Source organism: Streptomyces huasconensis, assembly GCF_021028635.1.
Taxonomy (GTDB): domain Bacteria; phylum Actinomycetota; class Actinomycetes; order Streptomycetales; family Streptomycetaceae; genus Streptomyces; species Streptomyces huasconensis.
In genome coordinates this window covers 160897-176907 of sequence record NZ_CP086119.1, presented here as the reverse complement: position 1 = coordinate 176907, position 16011 = coordinate 160897, and the positions used below count along the sequence as shown (strand labels likewise).

At 72.1% G+C, this 16011-nt stretch carries 12 protein-coding genes; 7 read left to right on the top strand and 5 right to left on the bottom strand.

Annotation, left to right across the window (positions count from 1 at the left end; translation table 11 throughout):
* Nucleotides 1-28 precede the first annotated feature (28 nt).
* Nucleotides 29-1714, bottom strand: coding sequence for a carboxylesterase/lipase family protein (locus tag J2N69_RS00780; protein ID WP_230898936.1), 1686 nt, complete (start codon nucleotides 1712-1714; stop codon nucleotides 29-31).
* Between the two features lie 200 nt (nucleotides 1715-1914).
* On the opposite strand from J2N69_RS00780, the gene J2N69_RS00775 reads away from it, so the two are divergent.
* Entirely contained in the window at nucleotides 1915-3351 is a 1437-nt protein-coding gene (locus J2N69_RS00775) for a PLL family lectin (protein WP_230898935.1), read from the top strand.
* A gap of 39 nt (nucleotides 3352-3390) precedes the next feature.
* Here the strand turns inward: J2N69_RS00775 and J2N69_RS00770 are convergent, their stop codons facing one another.
* Nucleotides 3391-6597, bottom strand: a complete 3207-nt coding sequence (locus tag J2N69_RS00770; RefSeq protein ID WP_230898934.1) for an ATP-binding protein — start codon at nucleotides 6595-6597, stop codon at nucleotides 3391-3393.
* Between the two features lie 224 nt (nucleotides 6598-6821).
* Complete coding sequence (locus J2N69_RS00765; RefSeq protein ID WP_230898933.1) at nucleotides 6822-7706, bottom strand: alpha/beta fold hydrolase; 885 nt, start codon at nucleotides 7704-7706, stop codon at nucleotides 6822-6824.
* A gap of 172 nt (nucleotides 7707-7878) precedes the next feature.
* On the opposite strand from J2N69_RS00765, the gene J2N69_RS00760 reads away from it, so the two are divergent.
* The 4 genes from J2N69_RS00760 (at nucleotide 7879) to J2N69_RS00745 (ending at nucleotide 12280) form a co-directional block, all read left to right on the top strand.
* Nucleotides 7879-9834 (top strand): AfsR/SARP family transcriptional regulator, encoded by a 1956-nt coding sequence (locus J2N69_RS00760; protein ID WP_230904529.1) that lies wholly within the window; start codon nucleotides 7879-7881, stop codon nucleotides 9832-9834.
* Between the two features lie 68 nt (nucleotides 9835-9902).
* On the top strand, nucleotides 9903-10853 hold the full coding sequence (locus J2N69_RS00755; RefSeq protein ID WP_230898932.1) for an ABC transporter ATP-binding protein: 951 nt from the start codon (nucleotides 9903-9905) through the stop codon (nucleotides 10851-10853).
* Entirely contained in the window at nucleotides 10850-11827 is a 978-nt protein-coding gene (locus tag J2N69_RS00750; RefSeq protein ID WP_230898931.1) for an ABC transporter permease, read from the top strand. The genes J2N69_RS00755 and J2N69_RS00750 overlap by 4 nt, the downstream gene beginning before the upstream one ends.
* Before the next feature lie 48 nt (nucleotides 11828-11875).
* The gene (locus tag J2N69_RS00745) at nucleotides 11876-12280 is read left to right on the top strand and encodes a GntR family transcriptional regulator (protein ID WP_230898930.1); all 405 of its coding nucleotides are present in this window, start codon (nucleotides 11876-11878) and stop codon (nucleotides 12278-12280) included.
* A 74-nt stretch (nucleotides 12281-12354) separates the two neighbouring features.
* Here J2N69_RS00745 and J2N69_RS00740 read toward each other — a convergent pair whose 3' ends face one another.
* Together J2N69_RS00740 and J2N69_RS00735 are read right to left on the bottom strand one after the other, a co-directional pair.
* Entirely contained in the window at nucleotides 12355-13011 is a 657-nt protein-coding gene (locus tag J2N69_RS00740) for a DUF6629 family protein (RefSeq protein ID WP_230898929.1), read from the bottom strand.
* 320 nt (nucleotides 13012-13331) lie between these two features.
* Nucleotides 13332-13595, bottom strand: a complete 264-nt coding sequence (locus J2N69_RS00735) for a hypothetical protein (RefSeq protein ID WP_230898928.1) — start codon at nucleotides 13593-13595, stop codon at nucleotides 13332-13334.
* A gap of 297 nt (nucleotides 13596-13892) precedes the next feature.
* Here J2N69_RS00735 and J2N69_RS00730 point away from each other — a divergent pair, with 297 nt between their 5' ends.
* Nucleotides 13893-14195, top strand: a complete 303-nt coding sequence (locus tag J2N69_RS00730; RefSeq protein ID WP_230898927.1) for a helix-turn-helix domain-containing protein — start codon at nucleotides 13893-13895, stop codon at nucleotides 14193-14195.
* A gap of 174 nt (nucleotides 14196-14369) precedes the next feature.
* On the top strand, nucleotides 14370-15971 hold the full coding sequence (locus tag J2N69_RS00725) for an MFS transporter (protein WP_230898926.1): 1602 nt from the start codon (nucleotides 14370-14372) through the stop codon (nucleotides 15969-15971).
* Nucleotides 15972-16011: the final 40 nt, after the last annotated feature.

Here is a 16011-nt window from a genome sequence, read left to right as displayed (position 1 = left end):
CGCATGACCACTCCGAGCCCCCGATCCGTCAGCGCTCGCGATGCCAGAAGCCGAGATTGTGCTCCCGGTAGTAGTCGACCGGGCCGATCCGCCGCGGTGCCAGCGACTGGGTGTGCGGGTGGCGGGCGTGGCCCGGCCGGTACGAAGGCCAGGCGGGCAGACCGGCCCCGCGTGGTGTGCCGGTGCGGGCGAAGGCGGCCCAGTATCCGCTCATCGTGGCCGACAGGCGGCGCTGCGCCGGGGTGAACAGCGGCTCGGCCGTCTCGTCCTCGAAGAGGTAGGGGATGTCGCCCGAGTGGAAGGCGCCGAAGTCGAAGTCGCCGGGCAGCGGCAGGAACATCGGGGCGTCGCGGTCGGCGAACTCGTAGGCGTACACAGGGGTGTGCCGGGCCAGTGCCTCGTGCTGGTCGTGTGTGCCGCGCGCCCACATGCGGTCGGTGATCACGGTGGCCCACGCCAGAGCGGGAGACGGGAACGCGGAGGTCGGGTACTCGGACCGCACCCGCTCGGCCCGCGCTTCGCCGAACGCGGTGCGCAGCGCACGCCGGTAGTCGGCCTCGGTGAACTTCCTGCCCACCGCGTCGTACGTCATCCCGACGAACGTCCGGTGCTCGTCGCGGGTCGCGCCCGACAGGACGGGCACGCGGTGGAAACGTCCGGCGCGCAGGGCCGTCGGCGGCAGCTCGGGGAGGGTGGGGTTGCCGTATCCGAATGCCTGGAAGGCGTTCATGATGTGCGGCACCTTGAGGATCGTCTTCACGGGCAGGGCCCGCAGGCAGGCGAGGGTGCGCTCCGGTCGGCGGTCCCGGCAGCCGAGGGAGGAGGTCATCTCGGCCGTGATGTCCTCCATCTCGCGGCCCGTCCGCCAGACGTACCAGGGATATCCCGGGACGCCCGGCCCCATCGCACCGGCCGGCATGTCCATCACGGCCTCACCGCTCGCCATCACGGCCCGGTGGAACAGGCCCCTGGAAGCGGGCGACGTCAGGTGTCCCGCCACGGCGGACGCGCCGAACGACACACCGGCCACGGTGACGTTGCCGGGATCACCGCCGAAAGCGCGCGCGTTGTTCCGTACCCAGGTGAGGGCGGCTCGCTGGTCCTGGAGGCCGAAGGTGCCGGACCCACCAAGACCCGGCAGGGCGAGGCCGCCGAAGACCCCGAGGCGGTAGTTGACGGTGACGACCAGCAGGCCCCGCTCCGCCAGGCGGCGTCCGTCGAAGAAGGCGCCCCCGCCCACCGAACCGTCTCCGTGAATCCATACGAGCACGGGCGCGGCCTGCCGCCGGGTCGTGACCGGCGGCGTCGTGATGTTCAGGACCAGGCAGTCCTCCTCCGTGCTGGAGATGCGCGCGTAGGCGGACGGCACCTGCGGGCAGAGCGGCCCGGGCTTTTTCGCGTCCCTGACGCCCTTCCACGGCTGGACCGGGCGGGGCGGCGCCCACCGGTGGCGTCCCTTGGGGGCGCCCGCGTAGGGGATGCCCCGGAAGATCCGGTGTGCGCCGGATCGGGTGCCGCGGACGACACCCGCGTCGGTGCGCACCGTCTCGTCGGTCGTGGCGTCGACCGGAGTGCCGCGCCGGGCCTCCTCGGCGACCGCTGCCGGGCCGGACCGCGCGGTGGGGGCGAACGGCGCGGATGCCAGCACCGTGAACGTCAGGGCGGTGGCCGTCGCCGCGACGGCCGCCCGAGGGGCAGTTCTGCGATGGGTCACGGCGGAAGCCTTCCTTGTGGGCGCCCGTCTCCGCGCGCGGACGCACCGGGGACGACCTGAACGAGGCACGGGCTCCGCTGTCCGGGCCCTGCCACGGAACAGGCGCGTGATCACGTCTGGCGGCCGCGCGTTCCGATCACGCGCCCTACGGGTACGACGCCTCTCGCACCGGGCGAGGGGCCAGGCCGAAGGAGCCGGACATGGCACCCACCGCACCCGATTTCGCACGTGACATCGACCCCTACGCGCCCTACGAACCGCAGCGCGACTGCGACCCCGACGCCAAGCCGGGCCTGATCGACTTCCGCGATCTGGTACTCGCCGCCTACGCCGGTACGACCGACATGGGCATCAGCAGGGCCTGCGGCAGCGGCGGCCAGAGCGAGCACAAGGAGGGACGGGCCTGGGACTGGGGTGTCAACGTACAGGGGCAGGCGCACCTGGCCGACGACCTGATCAACTGGTTGCACGCCACCGACCGGCACGGCAACATGCACGCTCTCGCACGCCGCTTCGGCATCATGTACATGATCTGGAACCGGCGCATCTGGATGGCCAACCGCCCGGCCGCCGGCTGGCAGCCGTACCGGGGCGCCAACCCGCACACCAACCACATCCACTTCAGCTTCTCGTGGGCCGGCGCCCGCAGGGAGACGAGCTGGTGGAAGGGGTCCGTGGTGCCGGACCGGCGGCAGCGGCTGGCGGTGGGGACGTCGGCGGACGGTCGTGTGGAGGTGTTCCACGCGGCGGTCGATCAGATCTATCACACGTATCAGCATCAGCCGGGTGGTGCGTGGTCGGGCTGGCGGGCCTTCGGCGGTCCTGCGTCGGCGACGATCGCACTGTCCGCGTCCCCGGACGGACGGCTGGAGCTGTTCGCCATGAACGCGGAGACGTTCACGCACCGGTACCAGACGAAGGCGTCGGGGGAGTGGGCGGACTGGTATGCCTTCGGGGGTGGTGGAGACCATCTGGCGGTGGGGCGGAACCATGACGGCCGGTTGGAGGTCTTCGCTTCGAACGCCGGGGGAGTGCACCACCGTTGGCATGACACACCGGGCGGGCCGTGGCATGACTGGCGGCCGCTGGGAGGCCCCGCGAGCGCGCGGCTGGCCGTGGGGTCCGCGTCGGACGGCCGTATCGAGGTGTTCGCGCTGACCGATGACATCTTCCGGCACACGTGTCAGACCGATCTGGCGGGGACGTGGCGTCAGTGGGTGGACTTCGGTCTGGGGGGCGAGCAACTGACGGTGGGGAAGAACCGTGACGGCCGGCTGGAGGTGTTCGCCACCAACTCGTCCGGGGTGCACCACCGTTGGCAGAACGTGCCTGCCGGTGACTGGCACGAGTGGCGGCCGCTGGGCGGTCCCGCGGGTGCGCGTCTCGCGGTCGTGGAGTCGCATGACGAGCGGATCGAGGTGTTCGCCATGAACGATGACGTCCTCCAGCACAACTACCAGGTCGACGCTTCGGGCACGTGGCGCACCTGGCAGGACTTCGGCGGCGGGGGCTACTTCATCCAGGCCCTGCGCAACCGCGACGGGCGGCTGGAGATCTTCGCCAACAACCCCGGCGGCGTACACCACCGCTGGCAGCACCAGCCGGGCAGCACCTGGCACGACTGGCAACCGATGTGACCCGGCCACCTCCGTGACGGTCGGCCGACTGGCCGGCCGTCACAGCTGCCATCGGAGATCCCGCGCGGGGGCGTACCGGCACATCGTCCCCGTGGAGACAGCGCCGCGCAGGTGGACGGCCAGCTCCGGGTGGCGCTGGTCCAACTTGCGCAAGGTGTCACGGATGCGGGCCGTGACATTCTTGCGGGCCCGCTCGCGCGAGTCGCCCAGGCGGCGCGGGCGCCCTCCGAGACCGGCACAGCGGCGCAGTTCCTCCAGGAGGTCGGCGCGCTCCCGGTCGTAAGCGGCCGCGCGCTGATCGTCCCCCTGCTCGACCGCCCGGTCGATCTCGGCCTCCAACCGCTCCAGATGACGTCGGTACCGGCTGCGGGCCTCGTCGTCCAGCACCTCGTCGGCCCCCATGCCGTGCACGGTGGCGACGGTGTCGTCGTCCGGGTTCAGCAGCCGGACGGCCGCGATGTCCCGGCCGGGCCGGCTCAGCAGGCAGTGCAGGTCGCGCAGGCCCTTCGCGTCGGGCATGTGCACGGTGCGGCCCTCGTACGTCAGCCGCCACACCTCGCCGTTGCGGCGGAACTCGTACGCGGAGGACGCGGAGGACGCGGGGGGCGCTGCGGCCCGGCCGGATGGCGCGCCCAGGTGGTGCGCGGCCGCGGGCCCGACGCGGGCGAGCAGATGGGTCATGCCCAGCTCGCGCGCCTGCGCCTCGGCCTCGCTCAGCAGGGCGGCCACGTACCGTTCGTCGTGGGCCTCCTGCGCCGAGACCGCGGCCGCCAGTTCGAGGCGGGCCCGCAGTGACCAGGGCAGCGCGTGCAACTGGTCGGCGGACCGGCGGGCCTCGGTGAGGTGACGCACCGCGGCCTCCCACCGCTGCTGCGCGGCATCGAGGACGCCCATCCACAGTGCCGCCGGGCCGCTGATGTCCCACCCGAAGAGGGAGACCAGCCACTGGCCGCTGTACGGGGTCAGGGCGGCGCGGACGGTCTCGCACCACGCCGGGTCGCCCGACGCGGCGGCCGCCTGGGCCTGGTGGCGCAGCCACAGCGGGGTGACGCTGCGGTGGAGCACCGTGTCACCGCCGGCGCCCGCCCCCGGCCGGGGAACGGGCACCCCCTGGCCTTCGCCGGCCTCCAGGTCGGTCAGGGCCTCGACGAGGTCGACGTACGGATGCTGCTGGGCCCGCATCGTGCCCAGCAGCCGCCTCGCCTCGGCGAACCTGCCCCGCAGGACGAGCAGGCTCCAGCGGTGGTGGGAGCTGAAGTACCGGTAGTAGTTGGCGCCCGGGGTGTTCATGGACTCCGAGGCGTCGAGCAGCTGTGTCGCCTCGGCGAATCTGCCGGTCAGGGCGTGGATGATGCTGTGGTCGATCACCGAGTGCAGCCGCAGGCGGGCCGAGCCGTCGGCGGCGCCCAGGGCCACCATCGCGTGGAAGTCCTCCATGAACCGCGGGTCACCCACTTCGAGTGCGGCGACCCAGCGCATGGACATCGCCACGTGTTCCGTCCACCGGTCGCCGCGGCGCCGGGACACCGCGACCAGCTCACCCGCCAGAGCCCGCCGGTCGACCGCCGCCCGCGGCCCCCACTCCGACTGCAGCCGCGCCCACAACCCGATGTGCAACGTGTCGTCGTCGCCCGCCGCGCGGGCCCCGGCGACCACCGCGGCCGCCACGTGCCGGGCCAATGACGTCTGCGACAGGGGCAGTTCGGAGGTGTCTTCAGAGGCGGTGCGCCCTTGTTCGTACGCCCAGCGCAGCACACGAGGCTTCAGCACCGTCGTGTCACCGAGCCCGTCGGAACCGTACAGGGTCAGGGCGGTCCGCCCCATCAGCAGCGGATCGCCCAGGCTCCGCGCCAGGGCGGCCGCGTCGGTGAACACCCGCCAGGAACGCTCGTGCTCACCGACCATCTGGAGCGCTGTACCGAAGTGGAGCCCGAGCAGCACGCGCCGCGCGGAGGCCTCCTCGCCGAGGCGGTCCATGGCGCGCTCGTAGTGGCCCGCCGCTTCCTCGTGCGCCATCCGGCTCTCCGCGTGCCGCGCCGCGGAGAGCAGCAGTTCCACGGCCTCGTCGCGGTCCAGCTCCTCGAAGGCCAAGTGGGCGTGGCGGGCCAGTTCCACCGGGAGAGTGGCGTCCTGCGGCACCGCCGTGCTCCGCAGCGCGCGTACGGCGGCCGCGTGCAGCCGGCGTACGCGCCGCGCGTCCAGGGCGCCGTAGAGCGTCTCACGTACGAGGTCATGCTTGAAGAGCACGTCTCCGGAGCGTTCGTGCGCGACCAGTTGGGCGTCCGCGGCCTGAGCCAGCCACCGGCGTACTTCTTCGGACGAGGTACCCGTCAGGGACGCAAGCGTGTCGGTGCGAAACCGCCGCCCCAGCACGGACGCCGCCCCCAGGCAGTCCGCGACGTCGCCGTCCAGCAGGTGCAACCGCTGCTGCAGAGAGGCGTGCAGGCCCGGCGGCATTCCGCGCACTTGGTGGCCGCCCGCCCACAGGCGTGCCGTCTCCTGGACGAAGAAGGGGTTGCCGCCCGTCCGCCGCAGGACATCGGCCACGAGCGCGCCGTCCGGCGCGCACCCCACCGTACGGCGCATCAGTTCGGCGACGTCCGCGGCTCCCAGCCCGGTCAGCGTGAGCGTCGTGGCCCGGGTCACCAGTGAGCGGAGCCGGTCGCGCAGCGGATGGTCCGGCCGCTCGACCTCCACGAGCCTGCATGTCGCCACGATCAGCACCCGCTCCAGCGATACGTGCTGCGCCGCGAACTCCAGGAGGGCGACCGATGCCGTGTCCGCCCAGTGCACGTCTTCCAGCACGACCAGCACCGGCCGGTGCTGCGCGGCGGTGACCAGCAGGGTCGTGACCGCGTCGAACAGCTCGAACCGGCCCGTCTCCTCCGCCTTGCCGCCGCCCGGCAGCACCTGCCCCACCACCCGGGCGGCCTCCGGCGCGGCCTCCCACGCCTCGGCCGGCATGGACCTGCGCAGACCTCGTATGACCTGCGTCCAGGGCCAGTAACCGGGGGTGCCGTCGGCGCCCCAGCACGCCCCGCGCAGGACGGTCATGCCCGCGCGCCCCGCCTCGTGGACCACGCGACCGGTGAGGGCCGTCTTGCCGATGCCCGCCTCGCCGGTGATCAGCAGCAGACCGCCGTGACCGCCACGCGTCCGCTCCAACTGGGCGCGCACCGAACGCAGGAAGTCGTCCCGCCCGAGCAGCGCCTGCCCGGTGCCGTCCTCGGCCGGAGGCAGGGTCATGGCCGCCCCCGGTCCCGGCAGGCGTCTTCCGCGCAGACCATGCCCTCACCACCCCCGCAGCACCGCGTCCCCGCGGCAGCCGTTGTTCCGCCCGGAAGCGTAGAGCCTGTTCGAAAACCGGATCAACTTCACCAAAGGCGCGAACGGGGGACGCATATGAACGGGGGCGCATGTGCGCGGGGCGGCGCAGGTGCACGGGCGGCGGCGGCGCGGATGAGCGGGTGTCAGCGCCGCAGGAGTTCCCGGATCGCTTCCGCGATCTCGTCGGGAGCGTCTTCCGCCATGAAGTGCCCCGCGCGGGTGAGCCGGTGATCGAGGTCCGGCGCCCAGGCCTGCCAGACCTGAGCGGCGTCGTAACCGAGCCGGGCTCCCCAGTCCTGCTGGATGACCGTGACGGGCATCGCGAACTGGGAACCGGCGTCGAAGTCCGCCTGGTCGTGCGCGACGTCGACGCCCGCGGAGGCGCGGTAGTCGGCCACGATCGAGGGCACGGCCGCGGCGCTCGCCCGCAGATACTCGGCGCGCACCCCGTCCGGGATCGCGGCCGGGTCGCGTGCCCAGGCATCGAGGAAGGAGCCGAAGAACGCGTCCGCGCTGTTGGCGATCATGGTCTCCGGCAGTCCCGGTGGCTGCGCCATGAGGAAGAGGTGGTAGCCGACGGCGGCGGAGACGCCGTGCAGCACCTTCCACATGTCGAGTGTCGGTACGACATCGAGGACGCCGAGGTGTGTGACGGTCTCCGGGTGGTCCAGCCCGGCCCGGAAAGCGACAAGGGCACCGCGGTCGTGGCCGACCAGGGCGAAGCGGTCGTGGCCGAGCGCCGCCGCGAGCGACACGGTGTCGGCGGCCATCGCGCGCTTCGCGTACACGTCGGGACTCGTGGCCGCCGGCTTGTCACTCGCACCGTAACCGCGCAGGTCAGGGCAGATGACGGTGTGCTCGGCGGCCAGCTTTGCCGCGACGTGCCGCCACATCAGATGTGTCTGGGGGAAGCCGTGCAGGAGGACGACCGGGCTGCCGTTGTCATCGCCGCCGATCGCCGCGGACAGCTCCACGCCGTCCGCGCCGGGCAGGCGCACGTGTCGGAAGCCGGGAATACCGAGTGTCATGTGGGGGTCCTTTCCCCGAGCCGGGTGGTGACTGACGGGCTCAGGGTGGGCGACGGCGATGAGCAGCCGATCAGCATGGCGGGACGGCGATCAGCAGCGGCGTGGCGAGGCGTCGATCAGCAGCCGATCAGCGCCGCGCCTCGGCTCGGACCAGATGCCGGACGATGGAGGCATGCGGATCGATGTACTTGGCGCGGTACGGGCGTGGGACGACGACGGCCGCCCGATCGACCTCGGCGGACCCCGGCACCGCGAAGTGCTCGCCCGGCTCGTCGCGGCGGAGGGCAGGATGGTCACCGCGGACACCCTCGTCGACGACCTCTGGCCCGCGCCCCCCGCCCGCGCCCTCGGCGCACTGCGCACGTTCGTCGCCGCGCTCCGCCGCGCCATCGAACCCGACCGGCCGCCCCGGACCCCGCCCCGCGTGCTCGTCACGGAAGGCACGGGCTACGCGCTGCGCCTGCCCCGCCCGGCCGTGGACGTCCACCGGTTCGAGGACGCCCTGGCAGAGGCACGCCGATCTCCCGAAGGTGTGACCGCCCTCGGCGAGGCACTGTCCCCGTGGCGCGGGCCGGCCTACGCCGACCTGCCCGACGCGGCATGGGCCCAGCGGGAGAGGACCCGGCTCGAAGAGCTGCGGCTTCAGGCCGTGGAACTGCGCGCCGGCATCCTCCTCGACGACGGCCAGGGCTGCGACCTCGTCGCCGAACTGGGCGCACACGTCGCCGAGCACCCATGGCGCGAACCCGCCTGGGGGCTGCTCGCCCGCGCCCTTTACCGCGCCGGGCGGCAGGCCGACGCCCTGGCCACGCTGCGCCGGGCCCGCACGATGCTCGTGGAGCAACTGGGGCTCGACCCCGGCACCGCTCTGCGACGCCTTGAGGCCGACATCCTCAACCGGTCCACGAGCCTCGAAGCGGCGCCTCGCGTCTGGCCGGGCGCCGACGTCCGGCTGGGCCCCCGTACGACCGTGGACCTCGCCCGCACGCTCGCCCTCGCGGGCAGCGACGCCCTCGTCCTCTCCCGGCGCAACCGCCTCGCGGCGATCGAGGCGGCCGAACGTACCGGGGACGTCGCGCTGACCGCCCGCGTCATCGGCGCCTACGACGTGCCCGCCATCTGGAGCCGCGCGGACGACCCCGAGCAGTCGCGCGCCGTCGTGTCGGCCGCCGAGCGCACGCTCACCGCGCTCGGCCCCGGCGGGCCCGCCGACCTGAGAGCCCGGCTCCTCGCCACCATCGCCGTCGAGAGCCGCAGCGCGGACACCCACGGAGCTGCCGCCGAGAACGCGCGCCGAGCCGCACACCAGGCCGAAGCCCTGGCGCGGGACCTGGGTGATCCCGCGCTGCTCGCCTTCGCACTCAACGGCGTGTTCCTCCAGTCCTTCGCGCGTCCAGGGCTCGCGCAGGAACGGGACGAGATCGGGGCCGAACTCGTCTCGCTCGCCACCCGCCACGCCCTGCCGACCTTCGCGATCCTGGGTCGGCTCGTACGGATGCAGTCCGCGTCGGCCCGCGGTGACCTCACGGGCGGCGTCGCGCACGCGACCGCCGCGGAAGAGCTGGCCGCCGTCCACGAGTCCCCTCTCGTGTCCGTCCTCACCCGGTGGTTCCGGGCCCGCGTCACCGCCGCCCGGAGCACCGAAGCGGGCGGACCCACCGCCGCGGCGGCAGCGGCCGCCTACCGTGCCGCCGACGAGGCCCTCAGGACGGGTGGGATGCCGGGGCTGCGTCACGGCCTCCTCCCGCTCGCCCTGCTCGGGCTGCGCCTGCTGCACGACCGCCCCGCTCCCACCGACCCCCAGTACGACTGGGGTCCGCACCTGCCCTGGGCGGCACCGCTCGTACTCCTCGCCCGGAACAGGCCGGAGGAGGCGCGCACCGCCCTCGCCGCGGCGCCCGAACCGCCACGCGGACACCTCCAGGAGGCCCTCTGGTGCCTCACCGCCCGTGCCGCCGTGCGCCTCGGCGACCGCGAGACGGCCGCGCGTGCCGCGACGGCCCTGGGTGCGGCCCGTGACGAGGAGGCCGGCGCCGCAAGCGGCCTTCTGACGCTCGGCCCGGTGGAGCGCTATCGCGCGGAAGCCGAGGCGTGCGCCGCCACCGCGCCCGCTGCCGACGCTGTTTGACAGACACGGCGCCACAGATCATCATTCCATTAATTGTTTAATGGAATCGAGAGAGGCGCTTGGTGCACATGACCCCTGCCGACATCACCGAGGCCGGCGACCCCTTGAGCGCCGCCGCGCTCGAGGCCCGCGGCCTGGGCAAGCGCTACGGACGCGGATGGGCGCTGCGCGACTGCTCCTTCCGGCTGCCCGCCGGGCGGATCTGCGGGCTCGTCGGCCCCAACGGCGCCGGAAAGAGCACCCTGTTGGGGCTCGCCACCCGCCTGGTGACCCCCACCGAGGGCGAACTCCGCGTCTTCGGCGTGCCCGTGGACGACCCGGCCGCGATGCCCCGGTACGCGTTCCTCTCTCAGGACAAGCCGCTGTTCAAGCGGTTCACCGTCGCCGAGACCCTGCGGATGGGCGCCGAGCTGAACCCCGGCTGGGACATGGCCGCGGCGGAGCGGATCGTACGGGCGGGGCCGGTGCCCATGGACGCCAGGGTCGGTACGCTCTCCGGCGGTCAGCGCACCCGCGTCGCGTTCGCCCTCGCCTTCGGCAAGCGGCCCGACCTCCTGCTGCTCGACGAGCCGATGGCCGACCTGGACCCGGTGGCCCGCGACGAGATGAGTTCCCTGCTGCTGTCCGAGGCCGTCGAGCGCGGCACCACGGTGGTGATGTCTTCCCACATGCTCGCCGAGCTGGAGGACATGTGCGACTTCCTCCTGGTCATCGCGGACGGCCAACTCCGGATGGCCGGCGACGCCGACGAACTCGTCCCGGCCCACGCCCTGGTGACCGGACTCGCGCCCGACGGCAAGCCGCCCGCGGACCTCAGCCCTCACACGGTGGTCGAATTCCGGGTGTCGGGGCGCCAGTTCCGTGCCCTCCTGCGGCCCCACGGCCCGCTCGCCCCGGACTGGGAGGTCTCCGAGCCGAGCCTGGAGGAAGTCCTGCTCGCCCACCTCCGCTCACCGGGCACGGAACCGCTGTTCACCCGTGCCGCCCGTATCGAGGCCGAAGGAATCCACGCCGCATGAGCACCACCGCCCAGACCGCCGGGCCGCGCACCGGAAAGTCCGCCAAGAGGCCGGGCCTGCTGCACGGCGTCACCTGGCTCGTCGCACGCCAGCACCGCACCGCGCTGTGGCTCATCGGCGCCGCGACCCTGCTCGGCGCGGCCATGATCGTCTACCAGCGCGGCGAGATGGTCTCCATGCTGGATCGGCTCGGCTGGCCCGGCAAGGACGTCCATCTCCCCAATGACCCCAAGGGATTTCAGTACATGACCGGGGTCCTGGGCGGCCTGCCCGTGATCCTCGGCGTCTTCCTGGGCGCGCCGCTGATCGCGGGTGACCAGGAGCAGGGGACCGCCCAACTGGTCACCACCCAGTCGGTGCCGCGCCGCCGCTGGCTCGCGGCCAAGCTGATCGGCTGCCTCTCGGTGGTGCTCGTGTCCACGGCGGTGCTCGGCGCGCTGTTCACCTGGTGGTGGGAGCCCTACCGCGAGGCCCTCCCCGCTGAGTGGCTGCAGGGCGAGGTCTTCGACTCGACAGGACCGATGCCGACGGCGCTCTCCCTCTTCCTCACCACCTGCGGCATCGCGATCGGCATGCTCCTGCGCCGCGTACTGCCGGCGATGATGGTGACCTTCCTCTTCTCCATGGCCGTCGAACTCGCCTGGAGCGAGGTCCGCGGCCGGCTGGCCACACCGCGGCTGTTCACCTACCCGCTGAACGCCGACAGCCCGGCCTTCCTCGACCAGGCGGTCGAGTCCGACCGGTGGATCGGCACCGCGGACGGACAGCTCTACGGATGGGGCACCTGCGCCGAGCAGACCGAGCGGGCCACCAACGCCTGCATCAAGGAGCACGGCATCGTCAACAACGTCATCGAGTACTTCGGTTACGACCAGATGCCCGGCATGCAGTGGACCGGAGCCGGTCTGCTGCTCGGCGGCACCGCCGTCGTGGCCGTCTTTATCCTGTGGTGGGCGACGCGGCGGCCCCTCTAGGGCGAGCCGGGGCAGCGGGTACGTAAGGTGTCGGCAGGCGAGCAGAGAGTGGGGACAGTGGTCGAATTCCGTATCGACCGGCGCAGCGGCGTGGCCACGTATCTGCAGATCGTCCGGCAGGTCGAACAGGCCCTGCGCATGGGTGCGTTGGTCGAGGGCGACCGTCTGCCCACCGCGGCGCAGGTCGCGGCGGCCACCAAGGTCAACCCGAACACGACGCTGAAGGCGTACCGCGAGCTGGAACGCGCCGGCCTCGCCGAGGTCCGCCAGGGGGCGGGCACCTTCATCACCCGCTCCCTCGCCCGCCCCCAGGCCGGGCCGGACTCACCGCTGCAGACCGCCCTGGCGGAGTGGATGCGTCAGGCGCGGTCGGCGGGGCTCACCGGCCAGGACGTGACCGCACTGTTCGAGGCGGTCCGCGCGGCGACGTTCGAAGCCGCCGCGCAGGACTGAGCCCCGCGGGGAGCGTCTGCTCCCACCGGGCCAACCGGTTCCGGAACGCGAACGACCCACGGCACAGGCGTGGTTCAGGCAGCTCGGTAACTCCGAGGCGGCGACGCCCCGGGCGCGGGCGGACGGCGTCTCCTGACCCAGGCCAGCAGGACCACCGAGCACACGGCGGCGAACGCGCACCACGTGGAGATGTACTCCTGACGCCACAGCGCCACGCATACCGCGGCCCCGACGGCGACCAGCACGCCGAACAGGACAAGACCGCGGTTGCCGGACAGCAGCAGGGACCCGATGGTGGCGAGCAGGTAACCGGCGACGACCAGTTCCGGCCGCGGCAGCCCGAGGGCGTACCCGACCGTGTGGCCACGGATGTCGGCCGTCACGGTACGGGTCGCCAGCGCGTACGCGAGTGCCGTCGCCGTCACGGTCCCCGCGGCGAGCGGGAACAGCAGGCGGCGGCGGGCGCCCGGTGGCGCCGCGCACAGCACGCCCGCCGGAACCCACAGCGCGAGCAGCGGGAGGGCGATCACGGCCCAGGCGACGGTGGCGGGCCCCGCACCGCCGCCGACGCGCCAGACCGCTGCCTCGACGAGCTGGTGAACGCCGAGGAGCAGCGGAAGCGCCGCCAGCGGCAGGTCGCGGGGGCGCCGGACGGCGAGGGCCGTACTGATGACGCCCACGGCGGCGATGCCCGCACCCGCCACGAGATCGGCCGTCGCGCTCCAGCACATGGCAGTAACGCTACGGCCGACCCGGTGCGGGGGCGCGTCGGGCGGGGCCTTCGCGGACACGCCGGGCCGTGACGGCCCTCGGCAGAAAGCACACATGCGCAGGCACGCAGCACACGTAGGCAGGTATGGAGCAGCGCGAACGGGGACGACACATACCGGCCGTTAGGGTGAGGTGATCATTCCCTGAAGAAAGGCCCTGCGGCTCACCGTGTCCGCATCTCGCTCACACACCCTGTTCTCCTTCGGCACACTGCTGGACGAGCGCGTCCAGAAGACGCTCTTCGGCCGAGCCGTCCCCACCACCCCGCCACGCTGGACGGTTACACGACCAGGCCGCTGCGGATCACCGACGAAGCCGTGATCGCCGCCAGCGGCCTCGACGTACACCTGACGCTGGAGCACTGGCCCTGCGTGAGTGCCTCCAGGCCTGGTGCGATGCGAACCAGGTCGACCACGTCGACCTGTGGGAACCGCTGCGGGGGCACCCCGAACTGCTGCAGGGCAGGTTGCACCCCACGCCCGAAGGGCACCAAGTGCTGTATCAGCGCCTTGAGTTGCTGACCGGCCACTCCCTTGCGGAACACTGACCGGGTGAAGGAAATCTACTGTGGCCGCAGTAGACATCATGCTCCGCCGGGGCTAACGTTTTCTTGCAGTCAGTCAGGAGGCCGGTCGAAGACGGCACGGCAGAGGTGAACTGCCGTGCCGGTCTCTGGTCACGCATCCGCGATCCTCCCGCTGCCCTCTGTCTCCCCCCGGCGAAGGGCAGCGGAGAAACGAAGGCCGGCCGAGACCGGCCGGCGGACGGCGGTGAAATCCCGGGGCCCGGGTGCCGGTACGGCGCCCGGGCCCGTCGGCGTGTTTCCGGAAGGAGAGGTTCTGTGGCCCCTGCCCGTTCCCGTCCCGTCGACCATCTCGACGATGACGACTATCCGGCGTACACCATGGGCCGGGCCGCCGACATGCTCGGCGTCACCCCCGCCTTCCTCCGAGCCCTGGGGGAACACCGCCTGGTCACCCCGCTGCGCTCCAAGGGCGGTCACCGCCGCTACTCCCGCCACCAGCTGCGCATCGCCGCCCGCGCCCGGGAACTCGTCGACCAGGGCACCCCCATAGAGGCCGCCTGCCGCATCATCGTCCTCGAGGACCAGCTCGAAGAAGCGCGCCGCAATTCATGCCCATAAACAATGGGAGCAGAAATTGACAGAGGCGCCTCACTATGCCCCGCCGAGAATTGACTGGGATGCAAAAATATGACCCCAGCTCTCCACTCGAAACGCAAATTTTTTAATTGACAAGGATGCGGCGATTGCCTACGGTCCAGTCGTCACTTTTGCCGATCGCACCCGAAGGTATTCATGACCGCGTCTCCAACGCTGCCGAAGTCGAGGCAGCAGTTGATCCTTGCCGTACTCATGTTGTGCTCGCTGCTCATCTGGCTGGACAACACCGTCCTGAGCACCACCTTGGAGACCCTCGCGGACCCGGTCCGCGGCCTGGACGCCGGCCCGGCCGAGCTGCAATGGGCCACCGGCTCCTACACGCTGACCTTCGCCACCTTGATGTTCACCGCGGGCGCACTGGGTGACCGCTTCGGCCATCGGACCGTGCTCGTCGCCGGACTCCTCGTCTTCGCCGGATCGTCGATGTGGGCGGCATACGCGAGCGACGCAGGCCAATTGATTGCCGCTCGCGCCGCGATGGGAATGGGCAGCGCGCTGATCATGCCCGCCAATATGGCCCTCCTCATGTGGACCTTCACAGGACCGGCGCGGACCAGCGCGATCGCCGTATCCTCGACTTCCGCCGGTGTGGGAATGGCGGCGGGCCCGGTGCTCGCAGGGCTGCTCCTCGACCATTTCTGGTGGGGTTCGGTCTTTCTCGTCAATGTCCCGGTCGCTGCCCTGGCACTGGCCGGGATCGCCACACTGGTCCCGAATTTCCGCAGCCCCGCCCCCCGGCCGCTGGACCCGGCCGGAATGCTGCTGTCGATCAGCGGTCTCGCGGCGCTGGCCTACGGACTGATCCGCGCCGGGCAGGTGACCGCCTGGAGCCGTACGGACGTCTGGGCGCCGATCGCCGTCGGACTGGTCCTGCTGACGGCTTTCGTACTCGTCGAACTGCGCAGCAAGGAGCCCAGCTTCGACCCCCGCCTGCTCGCGCAGCGTGCCTTCGGCGGCGGCAACGCGGCGCTCGGACTGCTCCTCTTCGCCGTCGCCGCCGTCACCTTCTACAGCGCGTTCTATATGCAGGGCGCGCGTGGCCTCTCGCCGATGGAGGCCGGTCTGGCCAGTCTCCCGACCGCGCTCGGCGCGGTCCTCGGGGCGCCTCTCGGGGCGCGGCTGGTCCGCCGCTGGTCGCTGCGCCTCGTCTCTGGACCGGCCTTCACGGTGGCGGCGCTCAGCATGGGCGCGTACGGGCTGTTCGGACTGCACACCCCCCTCATCTGGATCGAGATCCTGTTGCTGGTCCAGGGGCTCACGATCGGCATGGTGCTCGGGCCGGTGACGGCGGCGTTGATCAGCACCCTGCCCTTGGAGCGCGCCGGGGCCGGCTCGGCCGTCACCAACACCGTGCGGCAGACCGGCAGCGTGATCGGCATCGCGGTGGGCGGCACGATCATGTCGATCGTGTACCGGCACGCGATCGAACCCTCGCTGAACCACGTGCCCGCTTCGGTGCAGGACCGGGCCCGGGTCTCCGCCGAACAGGCCAGGCGCGTCGCCACCGAAGCACACCGGCCCGCTCTCGCAGGTGCCGCCGACGACGCGTTTGTCCACGCCATGCACGTCGGCGCGGCCTGGATCATGCTCATCGCCCTCTGCGGGGCAGCCGTGCTGGTGGTTGCCCTGCGCCCCGGCGGAAAGCCCAAAAACCCCCTACCGGAGCCGGACCACGCTCGCGAAGGCAGCCGCTCCGGGGTGGGCGTGCACCCTCACGCCCAAGGAGGCAAGCGCTGACCCGTCGTGGCCGGCCGGCAGGACGTCGAAGACGACGACC